General features: G+C 73.5%; 13 protein-coding genes. 7 read left to right on the top strand and 6 right to left on the bottom strand.

From position 1 onward, the window contains the following. Position 1 precedes the first annotated feature (1 nt). Genes ACPXCB_RS27865 through ACPXCB_RS27880 form a run of 4 tightly spaced genes read left to right on the top strand, consistent with a single transcriptional unit; the run spans position 2 to position 4302 of the window. Positions 2–1969 (top strand): MFS transporter, encoded by a 1968-nt coding sequence (locus ACPXCB_RS27865; protein ID WP_425878776.1) that lies wholly within the window; start codon positions 2–4, stop codon positions 1967–1969. Next, positions 1966–2523: a hypothetical protein gene (locus ACPXCB_RS27870; protein WP_425878778.1), complete on the top strand. Its 558-nt coding sequence runs from the start codon at positions 1966–1968 to the stop codon at positions 2521–2523. The genes ACPXCB_RS27865 and ACPXCB_RS27870 overlap by 4 nt, the downstream gene beginning before the upstream one ends. Beyond that, positions 2520–3686 (top strand): M23 family metallopeptidase, encoded by a 1167-nt coding sequence (locus tag ACPXCB_RS27875; RefSeq protein ID WP_425878779.1) that lies wholly within the window; start codon positions 2520–2522, stop codon positions 3684–3686. Before ACPXCB_RS27870 ends, ACPXCB_RS27875 begins: the two co-directional genes overlap by 4 nt. 13 nt (positions 3687–3699) lie before the next feature. Further along, entirely contained in the window at positions 3700–4302 is a 603-nt protein-coding gene (locus ACPXCB_RS27880) for a hypothetical protein (RefSeq protein ID WP_425878780.1), read from the top strand. A gap of 4 nt (positions 4303–4306) precedes the next feature. Here the strand turns inward: ACPXCB_RS27880 and ACPXCB_RS27885 are convergent, their stop codons facing one another. Next, entirely contained in the window at positions 4307–4864 is a 558-nt protein-coding gene (locus ACPXCB_RS27885) for a hypothetical protein (RefSeq protein ID WP_425878839.1), read from the bottom strand. 195 nt (positions 4865–5059) lie between these two features. Here ACPXCB_RS27885 and ACPXCB_RS27890 point away from each other — a divergent pair, with 195 nt between their 5' ends. After that, positions 5060–7609 carry an FtsK/SpoIIIE domain-containing protein gene (locus ACPXCB_RS27890; protein ID WP_425878782.1) on the top strand — a complete coding sequence of 850 codons (2550 nt, stop codon included), beginning with the start codon at positions 5060–5062 and terminating at the stop codon, positions 7607–7609. Further along, positions 7606–8370 (top strand): hypothetical protein, encoded by a 765-nt coding sequence (locus ACPXCB_RS27895; protein ID WP_425878783.1) that lies wholly within the window; start codon positions 7606–7608, stop codon positions 8368–8370. The genes ACPXCB_RS27890 and ACPXCB_RS27895 overlap by 4 nt, the downstream gene beginning before the upstream one ends. Positions 8371–8595: 225 nt before the next feature. Here the strand turns inward: ACPXCB_RS27895 and folE are convergent, their stop codons facing one another. The 4 genes from folE to ACPXCB_RS27915 all read right to left on the bottom strand — a co-directional run bounded on the left by folE (position 8596) and on the right by ACPXCB_RS27915 (position 12639). After that, on the bottom strand, positions 8596–9261 hold the full coding sequence (gene folE / locus ACPXCB_RS27900) for a GTP cyclohydrolase I FolE (protein WP_121401600.1): 666 nt from the start codon (positions 9259–9261) through the stop codon (positions 8596–8598). A gap of 38 nt (positions 9262–9299) precedes the next feature. After that, a complete protein-coding gene (ftsH, locus tag ACPXCB_RS27905) occupies positions 9300–11324 on the bottom strand; it encodes an ATP-dependent zinc metalloprotease FtsH (RefSeq protein WP_425878784.1) in 2025 nt (674 codons plus the stop codon). A gap of 493 nt (positions 11325–11817) precedes the next feature. Continuing rightward, positions 11818–12393, bottom strand: a complete 576-nt coding sequence (gene hpt / locus ACPXCB_RS27910; RefSeq protein ID WP_151455493.1) for a hypoxanthine phosphoribosyltransferase — start codon at positions 12391–12393, stop codon at positions 11818–11820. A gap of 102 nt (positions 12394–12495) precedes the next feature. Further along, complete coding sequence (locus ACPXCB_RS27915; RefSeq protein WP_425878785.1) at positions 12496–12639, bottom strand: hypothetical protein; 144 nt, start codon at positions 12637–12639, stop codon at positions 12496–12498. A 150-nt stretch (positions 12640–12789) separates the two neighbouring features. Between ACPXCB_RS27915 and ACPXCB_RS27920 the strand changes: the two genes are divergently transcribed. Next, on the top strand, positions 12790–13746 hold the full coding sequence (locus ACPXCB_RS27920; protein WP_132238610.1) for a GlxA family transcriptional regulator: 957 nt from the start codon (positions 12790–12792) through the stop codon (positions 13744–13746). A 66-nt stretch (positions 13747–13812) separates the two neighbouring features. Here the strand turns inward: ACPXCB_RS27920 and ACPXCB_RS27925 are convergent, their stop codons facing one another. Further along, positions 13813–15453: a gamma-glutamyltransferase family protein gene (locus ACPXCB_RS27925; protein WP_425878787.1), complete on the bottom strand. Its 1641-nt coding sequence runs from the start codon at positions 15451–15453 to the stop codon at positions 13813–13815. Positions 15454–15536: the final 83 nt, after the last annotated feature.

Raw genomic sequence — 15536 nt, forward strand, 5'->3', positions numbered from 1 at the left:
CATGGCGCGGGCCCGGGCACGGTTGGCGGCGTTCCTGCTCGCGCTCGGCGTACTCGCCGGGGCCACGATCGGCTGGCCGGCCGTCGGCGCCATGGCGGCCGCCCCCGCACCGCTGACCGCCCAGGCGAAGGCCGACCTCTGCACCACGCCGGAGTGGCAGGCCGACTTCCGCGCCTGCGTCGCCAAACTGAAGGAAGTCGCCGACTCCGAGGTCAAGTGCCGGAACGCCCCGACTCCCGGTGCGCCCGACTCCGGGCTCGCGGGCTGGTTCGCGTCCCGACCGGAGTCGGCCACGAAGCCGGGCCCGAAGGGCTTCTACAGCGACTACGGCTATGCCGGATACAGCTACTCCACGTACGACATCGACAGCGGTTGCGCGACAGCGGTATTGCACCCCGACTACAAGTTCACCAACACGGTCGCCAACGGCGAGTTCATGATCGCCACGGCGATCGTGGGTGCCTCGAACGCGCTGCGGGAACGCGCCTGGGACCCGCGCTCGATGTGGGGCTGGGCCGACCCGCTGGTGGACCAGGCGACCAAGGCCGTCTACCAGAAGGTGTTCAGCGTCTTCGGCATCGTCACGCTGTGCGTGGTCGGCCTTTACCTGCTCTGGCGTTCCCGCCAGTCCGACATGAGCAACGCGATGACCACGGCGGGCTGGGCCCTCCTGGTGATGGTGGCGGTGACCGCCCTGGCCGCCTGGCCGGTCAAGTCGGCCAATATCGCCGACGGCACCCTCGTCACCACCCTGGGCGTGGTCCACGACGCGGTCGGTCCGGCCACCAAGGACACGCCCCCAGACAAGTGCACGCTGCCCAATCCAGACGCCTGCGTCGACAAGCGCCCGCCGGCCGTGCGGGCCAGTGACACAGCCACCGAGGCCATGCTCTATCGCAACTGGCTGCGGGGCGTGCTCGGCTCGGCGGACAGCGAGACCGCGAAGAAGTACGGTCCGGCCCTATACGACGCGAAGTCGCTCTCCTGGGAGGAGGCGGCGAAGCTCCGGTCGAATCCGGCCACGCGAGAGGCCACCATCAAGGCCAAGCAGCAGCAGTGGGCGCGGGTCGCGCAGCAGATCGAGACCGAGGACCCGGAGGCGTACGAGTATCTCCAGGGCGTCCGGGACATGGACCGGGTGGGCGCCGGGTTCATCGCGGTGCTGGCCGCCGTGCTCTTCGCGATGTTCGACCTGACCGCCTCGCTGCTGGTGCTGCTGGGCTTCCTGATCTTCCGCTGGGCGGTGATCGCCGCGCCGATCCTGGGCACGGTAGGCCTGATGCGGCCGGCCAGCGCCGGGTTGCGGCGGTTGGCGAATGCGGTGGTCGCCGCCGTCTTCAACATCGCCATCTTCGGCACCGGCGCCGCCATCTATCTCTTCGCGGTCGACCTCATCATGAGCACGCCGACCCTGCCCGGCTGGCTCCAGGTGGTGCTGGTCTGGCTATGCGGCGTGGTGGGTTGGCTGCTGCTGCGCCCCTATCGCCGGATCACCCAACTCGGCGGCAAGGACAGCAGCGAGGCGGTCGGTTCGGCCGGCTCGTGGCACCGGCGCTTCTTCCGGGACATGCGCACCGCCGCCCGGCTCGACGTCGCTGAACCCGGCGGCACGGCCGAGCCGGCGATGGGCCGGCGTCGGGCTGTCGTGGCGGAGCAGCCCACCCTCCGGCCCGAGGCCCGGCGGGAGGATCCGGCGCACGCCGCCACCCGCGGTGGGCATGCCGCCAAGCCCGGTGGGGAGGAGCGGCAGCGGCCCGACGGCCGCGAGTCGGCCGCCGAGAAGGGGGCGCCGTCCGAGGAAAGGGGCACCTCCCGCCCGGTCGCCCCTCGACCCCGGCGGCGGCAGCCGGCCACCTGGACAGAGCCGGACGTGCCGGACGAGAACCCCTCGTTCGTCATCTACCGTCCCGGGTCCACGGAACGCGAGCCTGACCGGCCCACTCCCCGGATCCGCTCCGAGGCGCGGTGAGCGCGGTGCGGCGGGCGGTCGAATTCCTGGTGACCCGGGTGCTCCGGTCCCGGTTCGGCGTCGCGATCGGCATCGCCGTACTCGTGTTCGGGATCATCGGAGCGGCGCGGCTGGTCTCCGGGCCCGGTGACCCCACCTCCGGGCTCAGCAACCGCCCGAGCCGACCGATCACCACGGTCGACCCGACCGCCGGCGACGACGGGGCGTTCTCCACGGGCGCTCCCCCCTCCCCCGTCACCCGCCCAGGCGAACTCACGCCGGAGCAGACCGCCGAACGCTTCGTCGCCGCCTGGCTCGGCAAGCCAGGCACCACGGCGGAGAAATGGCAGGAGGGCCTACGTCCCCTGTCCACCCCGGTGCTGACCGACAAGTTGGCCGGCGTCGACCCGTCCGGGGTGCCGACCGGTCAGGTCGACGGCGACGTCACGCTCCAGCCCCGGGCCGAGAACTTCGTCGAGGTGCTGGTTCCGCTTGACACGGGTCGGCTCCGCCTCGAACTGGTGGCGCCCGACGGGCGGTGGCTGGTGGATGCCGTGGACTGGGAGCAGAGATGAGCGACGGGACGCGACCGGGCGGTCGACAGCTCCGACTCGGCGCACTGGCCGCCGCGTTGACGGCGACGCTCGCCCTGCTCTGCTGCACCGGCGGTGCCGGGGCCTTCTTCCTCACGGAGCTGGGCGGCGAATCCACGGACATGGCCCCGGTGAGCATGGACTGCAAGGAGAACTACCGGGTCGATGTTCGCGGCAAGATTCCCCGGATGTCCGGCTACGGTCAGGTCCAGCTTCGTAACGCCGCTCGGATCATCAAGGTCGGGCAGGAGATGAAGGTGCCGCCGCGCGGATGGGTGATCGCCGTGGCGACCGCCATGCAGGAGTCCCGGCTGCGCAATCTGGCGAACCGGACCGTCGGCGAGTCCGAGGACCTCCCCAACGAGGGGGTCGGTGCCGATCACGACTCCGTCGGGCTGTTCCAGCAGAGGGCGGGCTGGGGCACCGTGGCGCAGCGGATGACGCCTGAGTACGCCGCCCGGAAGTTCTACGAGAAGCTGGTCAAGGTGCCCGGCTGGGAGACGATGTCGCTGACCCGGGCCGCGCAGGCCGTGCAGATCAGCGCCTTCCCGGACGCGTACGCAAAGCACGAGGACGTGGCCGCCCAGATCGTCAATGCGCTGGCCGGCGGAGCTGCCCGGATCGCGCTGATCGACGGTAGGAAGACCTGCGACCGCGCCGCCGCCGGGCAGATCGCCGCCTCGGGCTGGACGGCTCCCATACCCGGCGGCGTCGGCTCGGGCTTCCGGACCGCGAGCCGTCCCAAGCACAACGGGGTCGACATCGCCGCGCCGAAGGGCACCGACATCCGTGTCGCCGCCACCGGACGCGTCCTGGTGTCCCGCTGCGACCCGGACTCCGGCGGCCGCCGCACCTGCGACGTCGACGGCTGGCCGAACAAGGGCGGCTGCGGCTGGTTCGTCGACGTCCTGCACGCCGGCGGGTTCATCACCCGCTACTGCCACATGGTCAGCAAGCCCCGGGTCAAGGTCGGCCAGCTCGTCGAGGCCGGAGCGGTCATCGGCGAGGTGGGCAGCAGCGGCAACTCCTCCGGCCCTCACCTGCACTTCGAGGTGCACGAGGACGGAGACAGGAGCAGCCGCGGTGCCATCGACCCGGTGCCGTTCATGCGCTCGCGTGGCGCGCCGCTCAAGGGCGCGGAATGAGACGCTCGCCGTCATGAACGACCCACTTCCCGACCCGTTCGCCGACCATCCGGACTGGGCGCCCCGGCCGCCCCGACCGATCGAGATCGTGCCGGCCACCGGTCGCGTCGAGCTCCGCGGGCAGCGTGTGCTGGTCGGCCTGCCCGGACTCGGCTGGCGGGGTGACCTCCGCGCCGACGACCGGGTGGTGCAGGGCAGCCGGACCTACGTGCCGGTCATCCCCGAGCACGAGTGGTACCGGGCGGAGTCCGACCAGGTGGAGGTCTTCGCGCCGCTGGTTCCGGTCGAGCGGGTATGGGTGGAGACGGTGGGGGCCCAGCAGCCGGACGCGTCGGCGGTTCGCGAGACGGGCGTCCGCCTGGTCTCGCTGGACGCCCCGGCGCACCGCGCCCCAACCCCGGTCTTCGAGTCGGACGCCGTCACGGGTCGCCGGGTGGTGCACGTCGTCGACTCCGTCGAGCACCGGGACCTGCGGGCCGTCACCGAGACCTACTCCGGCGCGGAAGGCGACATCTGCGTCCGGGTTGCGCCGGAGGTGGAGTGGTACCGCTGGGCCTGGCGAGGCCAGTCACCAACCACACTGGAGGTTCCAGTACATCTGCTTTGGATTGAGTAGCGGGTCAGGGGACTCTGGATCCTGCACAGACCCGCCAGTCGTCGTCCAAGCGGGTGGTGAACTGCCACGCCTGTCGATCACTTTGGGTAATTCCGTCGACGCGGGCGGAAATGATGAGCTCGACCTGAACCTCGGCGCCGCTGCCATGTTGCTGCCACTGCAGACTGCCCCAGCTGAACGTGAAGGTGGTCGCGAAACGCTTCTCGCGCGCGACCAGGTCGTCGCGCAACGCCCGGAGCTGTCCGGCCTCACTGGCATTACCGCAGGTGTAGAGGTTGGCGCGGGTGTCGTTGCGGTCCACGAGGAAGGCACGGAGGTAGTTGTCCACCACCACGTCGGGCGCACTCCGGTCGGGTGCCGCGGCCCGGTTGTAGAGCACGAATCCGGCGGCCACTCCGCCGAGGCAGAGTGCCGCGACGACGCTCGCGACCACCGTGACCATGGTGCGCAGCCGCCGCCGTGGCCGCTCCGGCACTGGCGCCGGCGAGGGCGGCGCCAGGTGGTCGGAGGGAGGCCGTTGCGCCGGTACGCGGGAGACCTGGGAACCGGCGGGGGGCTGCACTGATTCCACCCTCTGAGGCTAGCGGCTGGACGCGATAGACCCAATGCCCCAGATCCAGCGGATCGTGACGGACCACTCCCCATCGGTGAGATCCACGACATCCCCGGCGCAGTGCCGCCGCGCATCCCGGACGAGTCGGCCCGACTGGGTTACGGTCTCTGCGCGGGGAGGGGTTGTCGACCTCGGACGGAGGGGGTGGACGCGGTGGCCGGTCCGAAGGCACGCACCAACCGCGCCGCCGCACTGCACAGGCGGGCTGCCGCCACCGCGACCGCCGCCGCGAGCGTCCTCGACGACACCCGGCCCGTTCCCGCCGACCAACGCCGCCAGTACGAACTGGCCGACCGCCTCCGTTCTGCGGCGGCGGTGCTGGCCCCCGGCTGGGCGGGCGCTCCCCTGGAGACGGTGGCACCGGCCACACCGGCCGGTGAGGGGCCGCCTCCCTTCGTCCGGGTCGGTACGGCGGCACCGCTGGACGACGCCCGGTTCCCCGCACTGGTGCCGTTGCTCGGCACGGGTCACCTCTCGGTGGACGTGGACGCCCGGGATTCCCGGGTGGCGGGGCTGCTGCGGGGCGTACTGCTGCGGCTGCTGGCGGCGACCCCGGCCGGGGCGCTGCTGGTCCGCGCGGTGGACGCGACCGGCTCGGCCCTCGCGCCGTTCGCGCCGCTCGCGGACGCGGGCCTGCTGCCGCCCCCGGCGGTGGACGTGGCCGGGCTGCGGGCCGTGCTCACCGAGGCCGAGCAGTGGGTGGCGCCGGGGGCGAGCGGGCGGCGCCGGCACGACCGGACGCTGCTGCTGGTGGTCGCCGCGCTGCCCGAATCGACCGGCCCCACCGACCTGGCCCGGATCGATGCCCTGGCCGAGCCGGGTCGGTCCGCAGGGCTGCACCTCGTGGTGGCGGGCTGGCCTCCGGTGGGCGACCGGGAGCCGCTGCCGCGGGCGACGACGCTGGCGGTCCGGACCGCGTACGCGCTGCTGGGTGACCCGCCGGGCGGGTCGTTCGCGAGCCCGGGCGCCGAGCCGCCGGGCGGGCTGAACTCGCCGGTCTTCATCGAGGCGGATCCGCCGGCCGAACTCGTCGACGCGGTCTGCCACCGGCTGGCCGCGCAGGTGGAGGCGGGCTCCCGGCTGGCGCTGACCGACCTGCTGCCGGCGGCCGACGAGGAGCTGTGGACGGCGAGCGGGGTGGGCGGGCTGACCACGACCGTCGGGGACGCCGGTGGCCGTCCCGTGTCGCTCGGCTTCACGGAGCTGACGCCGCACTGGCTGGTCAGCGGCCGCTCGGGCACGGGCCGCTCCACGTTCCTCACCACGGCGCTGCTCGGCCTGACCGCCAGGTACGGCCCCGACGAGCTGGCTCTCTACCTGGCGGATCTCGCCGACGCCGAGTCCTTCGTGGAGTTCCTCCAGACGAAGCGGGACCGGTCGTGGATCCCGCAGGTGCGGGCCGCCGCGATGGCCGCCGACCGGGAGTACGTGCTGAGCCTGCTGGACGAGCTCGTGGCGGAGGTGCGCCGGCGCGAGGAGGCGGGCGGCCGGGCCGGCGGGCAGCGCTTCGCCGAGCTGCGGCAGCACCGGGCCATGCCCCGGATCGTGTGTGTGCTCGACAATCTCCCGTTGCTCTTCGCCGAGCGGGACCGGCTGGCCGCCGACGCCGCCGCCCGGCTGGACGCGCTGGCCCGCACCGGGCGCGCGTACGGGGTGCACCTGGTGCTGGCCGGCGAGGGCGACCTGGGGTTGGGCTCGCGTACGGACCGGGACTCGGTGCTGGGGCAGTTCCCGGTGCGGGTGGCGCTGCCCGGTGGGGGCGCCGTGCTGGAGCCGACGAACGACTCGGCCGCCGGGCTGCCGGTGGGCAGCGCGGTGGTGAACACCGCCGGCGGGCTCGGCGGGCCCCGGGGCGCGATCCGGGGGCACGAGCGGATGGTCCGGTTCCCGGATCCGCAGGACCACCTCGACACGGTGGAGGCGCTGCGGCACCGGCTCTGGTCGGCCCGCCCGGAGGGGGCCACCCCGCCCGTGGTCTTCGCCGGTTACGCCCGCCCGCTCCTGCGCAACGATCCCCGGCACCGGGCCGCGCTCGCCGGGCAGGTGCCCGGTCCCGCCGCCCTGCTGGGCCGGGCGGTGGACGTGCCCCGGAGCACCGTCGCGGTGTCGCTCGGGCCGGCCCCGGGGCGGAACCTGGCCGTACTCGGTCCCGGGTCGGAGGCGGCCCGGCTGCTGGTCACCGCGGCGCGCAGCGTGGCGGTGCACCACGCGCCGGGGGCCGCCCGCTTCGTGCTCGCCGCGCCGGACGAGGAGTGCCGGCCGGTGGCCGAGGCGTTGGCGACCGAGCTGGCCGGACGGCACCCGGTGGACACCGTGGACCTGGCCGGCCTGCTCGCCGCCGTGGACGACGCCGCGCCGGCCTACCTGGTGGTCTTCGGGCTGGACGTGCCGACCCCGGAGCAGCTGCCCCCGGAGCGGCTGCGCGCGCTGCTGCGGGAGGGGCCGCCCGCTGGCCGGCACCTGCTGGGCCGCTGGCGGACGGTGCCGTCGTTCGCGGCGCTGCTCGAACCCGAGGGCGAGGTGGACAAGCTCGCCGCCGTGGCCGTGGTGGACCTGCCGGGTGCGCAGCTGACGTCGGTCTTCGGGCGGCAGGTGCAGTGGCGGCCCCGCCCCGGCCGGGCGGTGCTCTGGGACGGCCCCGGCGAGCAGGGCACCGTGCTGGTCCCGTTCGGCGAGGAGGGGGAGCCCGGATGACCCGTGGCGGGGCACGGACCACGGCGGGGCACGCCGCGCCGGGGCGGCAGCGGACCGGCGCCGATCCGACGCCGGAACGCACCGACACGGCCGGGCAGGCGGAGAGCGCCGGGGGCGTCGATCCGGTGCGCGCCGCGTGGACCGAGTATCTCGCCGCCGCTCGCCAGCTCGACGGGGTACGCCGCGACGCCGCCACCGCCGCCGGCGAGCAGGCCCGGTCGGTGCAGGCCGCCCGCGAGGAGTTGACCGCCGTACGCACCCGGCTGGCGTCGCAGGAGGCCCGGCTGCACGAGCGGGGCGTACCGCCGATCTCGCTGGTCCCGACGCCGCCGGAGCTGACCGAGGCGACCCGGGCGATGGCGGGCGGGCCGGCGGCGGTGCTGGCCGCGCTGCGCGCCGCCCGGGGCCGGGCGGACGCCGCAGACGCGACGCTCGCCGCGCGGGGGCTGCCCCGCCTGGCTGCCTGGCCGCCGCGCCTGCGGAACATGCTGGTGTACGGGCCGCTGGCGCTGCTGGTGCCGGCGATCCAGCTGGTGTTGTTCGTGGCGACCGGCACCGGGGCGGCGAGCGTGGCGGCGCTGGTCTGCGGGCTGCCGATGCCGGCGGTGGCGTTCGTGGCGGGCTGGATCGGCGTCGGGCGGCTCTTTCCGCCGCCGGCGGGCGGCCGGGTGGAGCGCACGGCCCGGCTCGGCGCCCTGGTGTGCCTGGTCCCGGCGGTGCTGGTCAGCGCGGGCCTGTTGCTCGCGATGCTGGCCGGCTGAGCGACGCCCGCACCTCCCGGGGCCCGCCTCACAGACCCGCCCCTCCCGGGCCCGCGCCTCCCACACCCGCGCCTCCCGGGCCCCCGCGTCACACACCCGCGCCTCCCGGGCCCCGCGTCACACACCCGCGCCTTCCGTAGCCCGCCTTCCAGACCCACGTCGGCGGGCTGACGCGCGACGGCCGGCCGACCCGGGTGTGGGTTTCGGCCGGCCGGTCTGTCGCGGTCAGCGGGGAATGATCAGCGCCATCGCCTCGGCGCGCGACTTGGCGTCGCGCTGGAGGGTGCCCCGTACGGCCGAGGTGATGGTCTTGGCACCCGACTTCTGGATGCCGCGCATCGCCATGCACATGTGCTCGCATTCGAGCACCACCACCACGCCGCGCGGCGCGAGCCGCTCCATCAGCAGGTCGGCGATCTGCGAGGTGAGCCGCTCCTGTACCTGCGGCCGGCGGGCGAAGACCTCGACCAGCCGGGCCAGCTTCGACAGACCGGTGATCCGGCCGTCCGGCCCCGGGATGTAGCCGATGTGGGCGCTGCCCCGGAACGGCAGCAGGTGGTGCTCGCACAGGCTCATCACGTCGATGTCCCGGACGAGCACCAGCTCCTCGTGGTTGGCCTCGAAGGTGGTGCTGAGCACCTGGGCCGGGTCGACCCGGAGGCCGGCGAAGAGTTCGGCGTACGCCCGGGCCACCCGGGCGGGGGTCTGCTGGAGCCCGTCGCGGTCCGGGTCCTCCCCGACGGCGATCAGGATCTCGCGGACCGCCTTCTCGATCCGCCCGAGGTCCATGGTCTCCTCGACGGGCCGACCGGTGAGCTTGCCGCTGATCAGGCGCGCGGCGACGTAGTCGAGGGTGTCGTCGCCGTCCGGCTCGGTCGCGGAGACGGCCAGTTCCCGGTACTTACGGGAACTGGCCGTCGGGTCCGTGCTCAGTGCGTACCGTCCGAGTTGTTGGAGTTGTTCGAGGTGCCGCCGCCCACCGTCGCCTGGGCGCCGTCGGCCTGGGCCTGCACCTTGAGCGCGTCCTTCTCCGCCGGCGTGAGCACGGGCGGTTCGGTGGAGGGCTGGCGCTTGCCGAAGCCGTTGTACGGCGCCATCGGCGGACGCTTGGCCACCCGGGAGCAGATCCGCGCCATGTCGGCGGTGGAGAGGGTCTCCTTCTCCATCAGCTCCAGCACGATGTTGTCCAGGACGTCCCGGTATTCCACCAGGATCTCCCAGGCCTCGTCGTGGGCCAGCTCGATCAGCGCCCGCATCTCGCCGTCGATCTCGGCGGCGACGACGTCGGAGTAGTCCCGCTCGTGGCCCATGTTGCGGCCGAGGAACGGCTCGTCGCCGCTGGTGCCGTACTTGATCGCGCCGAGCTTGGAGCTCATGCCGTACTGCGTGATCATCGCGCGGGCCAGCTGGGTGGCCTTCTCGATGTCGTTGCCGGCGCCGGTGGTCGGCTCGTGGAAGACCAGTTCCTCGGCGGCCCGGCCACCCAGCGCGTACGCCAGGGTGTCGACCATCTCGGCGCGGGTCTGGGTGTACTTGTCCTCGGTGGGCAGGACCAGGGTGTGGCCCAGCGACCGACCGCGGGACAGGATGGTCACCTTGTGCACCGGCGCGGCGTGCGGCAGTGCCCAGGCGACCAGCGCGTGCCCACCCTCGTGGTAGGCGGTGATCTTCTTCTCCTGGTCGCTCATCACCCGGGTCCGGCGCTGCGGACCGGCGATCACCCGGTCGATCGACTCCTCCAGGGAGTCGTTGCTGATCGCCCGCTGGTCCTTGCGGGCGGTGAGCAGCGCGGACTCGTTGATCACGTTGGCCAGGTCGGCACCGCTGAAGCCCGGGGTGCGCCGGGCCACCGCGTCGAGGTCGACGTCGGGGGTGAACGGCTTGCCCTTGGCGTGCACCCGCAGGATCGCCTTGCGGCCCTCCATGTCGGGGGCGTCCACCGGGATCTGCCGGTCGAAGCGGCCCGGGCGCAGCAGCGCCGGGTCGAGGATGTCCGGCCGGTTGGTGGCGGCGATCAGGATGACCCCGCCCTTGGTGTCGAAGCCGTCCATCTCGACGAGCAGCTGGTTGAGGGTCTGCTCGCGCTCGTCGTGACCGCCGCCCATGCCGGCGCCGCGGTGGCGGCCGACGGCGTCGATCTCGTCGACGAAGACGATGGCCGGGGCGTTCGCCTTGGCCTGCTCGAAGAGGTCGCGGACCCGGCTGGCGCCGACACCGACGAACATCTCCACGAAGTCCGAGCCGGAGATCGAGTAGAAGGGCACCCCTGCCTCGCCGGCGACGGCGCGGGCCAGCAGCGTCTTACCGGTGCCGGGCGGGCCGAAGAGCAGGACGCCCTTCGGGATCTTGGCGCCCAGGGCCTGGTACTTCGCCGGGTTCTGCAGGAAGTCCTTGATCTCGTGCAGCTCCTCGACGGCCTCCTCGGCGCCGGCCACGTCCGCGAACGTGGTCTTCGGCGTGTCCTTGGTGATCATCTTCGCCTTGGACTTGCCGAAGTTGAGCACCCGGGAGCCGCCGCCCTGCATCTGCGACATGAAGAAGAGCAGCAGGAGCACCAGCAGGGCGATCGGGAGCAGGTTGACCAGCAGGCTCACCCAGATGCTGTCGGACGACACCTCGACGTTGGCCGGGCCGGTGACCCGGTTGTTCGCCTTGGCCTCGAGGACCTCGTTCCAGACCTCGTCGCCGACCTCGTAGGGGAACTGCGCCTCGATCCGGTCGGTGTCGGTGTCACCGAACTTGGCCTTGTCCTTCAGGTCGAGCCGGAGCGTCTGCTCCTTGTCCTGGAAGACGACCTTGTCGATGCCGCCCTTGTTGAGCTGGTCGAGCGCAATGGAAGTGTCCACCCGGTGGTAGCTGGGACCAGCGGTGAACAGTTGACTGAGCACAACGGCGCCGAGGATGACCAGGATGATCCAGACCACCGGTCGGCGGAAGAAACGCGTACGTTCCATACTGTTGTCGAGCGCCGAGGCGCCCGCATCCTCCTGATCGACGTCCTGACCGTCTGATGGTGTCGCCGCCTGTGGCGGCGGCCGGAGCCGCCGTGCGGGCCGGCTCGACCCCGAGGCACGAAACTGCCGCGCCGCGGTCATTCGACGGTACACCGTGCACGCGAGGAGTGAGCTTGCGAGCCCCGCAGTCGCGCACAAAGGGAACAGCTGTGCGCGCACCGAGCGAGCTTGCGAACCCCGCGATCGCGCACGATCCGATCATCGTGCGCGCGTGGAGCGCGCTTGCGAGCCCAACAATTACGCGTAGGGCGAACCGGGTCCAGCCGGCGTGACGGGAGCTCCGCGCCCGGCCTCCCGTCCGCCCGGTCCCGCGGTTCGAGAGGTCGGGCGTGGAGGGTGCCTCCACGCCACCGGCCTCTACCGTAGTCCGAATCGCTGAGAGCCCGCTGAACGTCCGCTCGACCGGTGCCGATGTACCGGGCCCGGCGAGGGCTCAGGTCCGGGCGTACACCTCGGGCTTGAGCACCCCGACGTAGGGCAGCTCGCGGTAGCGCTCGCCGAAGTCGAGGCCGTAGCCGACGACGAACTCGGTCGGGATGTCGAAGCCGACGTACTTCACCGGCACCGGCACCTTGACCGCGTCCGGCTTGCGGAACAGCGCGACCACCTCGACGCTCGCGGCCGAGCGGGACTCCAGGTAGCGCAGCAGCCAGGACAGGGTCAGGCCGGAATCGACGATGTCCTCGACCACGACCACGTGCCGGCCGGCGATGTCCCGGTCCAGATCCTTGAGGATGCGGACCACGCCGGAGGAGGTGGTGCCCTGGCCGTAGGAGGAGATGGCCATGAAGTCCAGTTCGGCGGGCGGCCCGCTGCGGCCCAGCGCCCGGGCGAAGTCGGCCATGAACATCACCGCGCCCTTGAGGACGCAGACCAGCAGGAGCCCGTCATCGACGTCGGCGTAGTCCGCCGAGACCTGCTTGGCGAGTTCCGCGGTCTTCTCGCGGATCTGCGCCTCGGAGATGATCACGTGGTCGATATCGGCGTCGTACCAGGAGCCGTCAGCCATGGCTCCTAGCCTGCCGTACGCCGGATGGCCTCCGTCGGCGGGGCCGCCCCTTCTGGGCGCGGTCCCACCTTGGATAAACCCTGACGAAGGCCGCGAACCACCTCAGCAGGCACGCGACCGCCAGCGGCGACCGTCGTCGGACGGCTTCCAGTCGGCCGAGTCCCGGCTGTCGGCGGTGAGACCGGCGGCCGAGGCCAGGGCCAGGAGGACGAAGAAGAAGAGGAAGAGGAAGAGGAAGATCTCCATGGCGGCGCTCGCTTTCGCATGGTTGCTGTCGTTTTCGCCGCCGGTGCGCACCGGACTGGAACCAGTCTCCGCCGGCCACCGCCACCCGGACAGTGGCAGGAATGCCACGCACCCTCGATTTCCTGCCACCCGTGCGGTTACCCTCGTCACATGCTCAGATCGGTCGCCGTCCTCGCCCTGGACCAGGTCGCCACGTTCGAGCTCGGGGTCCTCGCCGAGGTCTTCGGGACCGACCGCACCGCCGACGGGTTCCCCGACCACCGCTTCCACGTGTGCAGCCCCGACGGGGCTCCGGTCCGCACCTCGTCGGGCTTCCACCTGACCCCGCACGCCGACCTCGGCCCGATGGAGGAGGCCGACCTGGTCGCCGTCCCGGCCCATCACGGCACCGTCGTGCCCGGCACGGTGCTCGCCGCGCTGCGCCGCGCCGCCGACCGGGGGGCGTACGTCTTCAGTGTCTGCTCCGGTGCGTTCGTGCTGGGCGAGGCCGGCCTGCTCGACGGCCGGGAGTGCACCACCCACTGGCGGTACGTCGACGAGCTGCAACGCCGCCACCCGACCGCCAGGGTCCGCTGCAACTCGCTCTACGTGCAGGACGGCCGGCTGCTCACCAGCGCCGGCACGGCCGCCGGCATCGACGCCTGCCTGCACCTGATCCGCCAGGAGCACGGCTCGGCGACGGCCACCCGGCTGGCCCGCCGGATGGTGGTGCCCCCGCACCGCGACGGCGGGCAGGCGCAGTACATCGAGGCGCCCATCCCCGAGACCCCCGAGGCGCCGACGCTGGAGCCGGTGCTGGAATGGCTGATGGGACACCTGGACCGCCCGGTCACCGTCGACGAGCTGGCCGCGCGGGCGGAGATGTCGCCGCGCACGTTCGCCCGGCGGTTCCGCGCCGAGACCGGCACCACACCGCACGACTGGCTGACCAACCAGCGGGTGCTGCTGGCCCGGCGGCTGCTGGAGGAGACCGGGCTCAGCGTCGAGGCCGTCGCCGACCGGGCCGGCTTCGGCGACTCGGCGGCGCTGCGGCACCACTTCGCCCGCCGGGTCGGCGCCACCCCGCACACCTACCGGACCACCTTCCGCGAACGCGTGGAGGCCTGAGCCCCGGCCCCGCGACGTCGGACCGCGGCACCGACGGCAGGGTCGACGGCACCCCCGGGGCTGCGGTCACCAGCCGAGCATCCCACCGCCCACGCGGGGCTCCGAGCCGACCGCGTAGCCGCCGTCGGGCAGCCGCCAGATCGCCTGCCCGTGCCCGAAGACCCCCGGCTCCTCCGCGACGGCGATCTCGTGCCCCCGGGCCCGCAGCTCGTCGACCGCGGCCCGCCCCTCGGCGGTGGCGACCAGCTCCGACTCGACCAGCACCGACCGGCCGGCGTGCCAGTACCAGCGCGGCGCGTCCAGCGCCGCCTGCGGGTCGAGCCCGCCGTCCAGGGTCGCCGAGACCAGCTGCACGTGCCCCTGCGGCTGCATGTGCCCGCCCATCACCCCGAACGGGCCCACCGGCCGCCCGTCCCGGGTCAGGAAGCCGGGAATGATCGTGTGGTAGGGCCGCTTCGCCGGCCCCACCACGTTGGGGTGGGCGGGGTCGAGCCGGAACCCGAGCCCCCGGTTCTGCAGGGCGAAGCCGTGCCCGGGCAGCACCACGCGGGAGCCGAACGCCAGGTAGGTCGACTGGATCAGGCTGACCATCATTCCGCCGGCGTCGGCGGTGCAGAGATAGACCGTCCCGCCGCGCTCCGGGTCGCCGGCGGCCGGCTCCCCGGCCCGCTCGGTGATCAGCGCGCGGCGGGCCGCCGCGTACGCCGGGGAGAGCAGCGCCTCCGTCGGCACCGGCACCCGCTCCGGGTCGGCGACGTGGGCGTGCGCGTCGGCGAAGCCGAGCTTCATCGCCTCGATCTGCCGGTGCAGCCGCTCGGCGAGCGGCAGCCCGGCGAGGTCGGCCCCGTCGAGGATGTGCAGCGCCAGCAGCGCCGCCAGGCCCTGCCCGTTGGGCGGCAGCTCCCAGACCTCGTGGCCCCGGTAGCGGGCGGACACGGGGGTCACCCACGTCGAGGCGTGCCCGGCCAGGTCGTCGCCGGTGAGCAGGCCGCCGGTGCGGGCCGCGTGCGCGGCCAGCGCCTCCGCGATTTCGCCCCGGTAGAAGTCCTCCGCCCCGGTGTCGGCGATCAGCCGCAGGGTCCGCGCCGCGTCCGGGTTGCGCCAGCGCTCCCCGGCCCGGGGCGCCCGGCCGCCGGGCGCGAACACGCGGTCGAACTCGGCGAACTCCGCGCCGGTCGGACCTGGCGCGGCGAGCGCGCGCGACCAGATCCCCGACACGCCGGGGGAGACCGGGTGACCGTGCTCGGCGTAGCCGATCGCGTCAGCGAAGAGATCCGCGAAGGGCAGCGACCCGAACCGGTCGTGCAGGTCGCGCCAGCCGGCCGGCGCGCCGGGGACGGTCACCGGCAGCCAGCCCCGGGCGGGCATCGCCGGCCCGGCCCGCTGCGCGCCGCCCAGGGCGTCGACCGGGGCCGCGCCGCGCCCCCCGGTCGCGGCGAGCACCAGCTCGCGGGTCAGGGCCGCCGGGGACCGGCCGGAGGCGTTGAGGCCGTGCAGCCGCTCGCCGTCCCAGACGATCGCGAACAGGTCGCCGCCGATGTCGTTGGACGGGGGCTGCACCACGGTCAGGGTGATCGCGGTGGCGAGGGCCGCGTCGACGGCGTTGCCACCGCGTCGCAGCACGGCCAGGCCGGCCGCCGCGGCCAGCGGCTGGCTCGTCGCCACCGCGCCGTGCGGCGCGAAGAGCGGCTGTCGGGGGTACGCCATGCGCCATGTCTACCGCCTCCCGGCGGATCCCGCGGCCCCGGAACCGGACCCCGCGCCGACGGACCGGCGCCGGGGCCACGGGG

It is taken from the genome of Micromonospora sp. DT62, assembly GCF_049847285.1.
Taxonomy (GTDB): Bacteria; Actinomycetota; Actinomycetes; order Mycobacteriales; family Micromonosporaceae; genus Micromonospora; species Micromonospora reichwaldensis.

Bases quoted from the DNA above. Each gene is read 5' to 3' on its own strand.
- ACPXCB_RS27865 (WP_425878776.1), top strand. From the start codon at position 2: ATGGCGCGGGCCCGGGCACGGTTGGCGGCGTTCCTGCTCGCGCTCGGC.
- ACPXCB_RS27875 (WP_425878779.1), top strand. From the start codon at position 2,520: ATGAGCGACGGGACGCGACCGGGCGGTCGACAGCTCCGACTCGGCGCA.
- ACPXCB_RS27880 (WP_425878780.1), top strand. From the start codon at position 3,700: ATGAACGACCCACTTCCCGACCCGTTCGCCGACCATCCGGACTGGGCG.
- ACPXCB_RS27895 (WP_425878783.1), top strand. From the start codon at position 7,606: ATGACCCGTGGCGGGGCACGGACCACGGCGGGGCACGCCGCGCCGGGG.
- ftsH (WP_425878784.1), bottom strand. From the start codon at position 11,324: ATGGAACGTACGCGTTTCTTCCGCCGACCGGTGGTCTGGATCATCCTG.
- hpt (WP_151455493.1), bottom strand. From the start codon at position 12,393: ATGGCTGACGGCTCCTGGTACGACGCCGATATCGACCACGTGATCATC.
- ACPXCB_RS27915 (WP_425878785.1), bottom strand. From the start codon at position 12,639: ATGGAGATCTTCCTCTTCCTCTTCCTCTTCTTCTTCGTCCTCCTGGCC.
- ACPXCB_RS27920 (WP_132238610.1), top strand. From the start codon at position 12,790: ATGCTCAGATCGGTCGCCGTCCTCGCCCTGGACCAGGTCGCCACGTTC.
- ACPXCB_RS27925 (WP_425878787.1), bottom strand. From the start codon at position 15,453: ATGGCGTACCCCCGACAGCCGCTCTTCGCGCCGCACGGCGCGGTGGCG.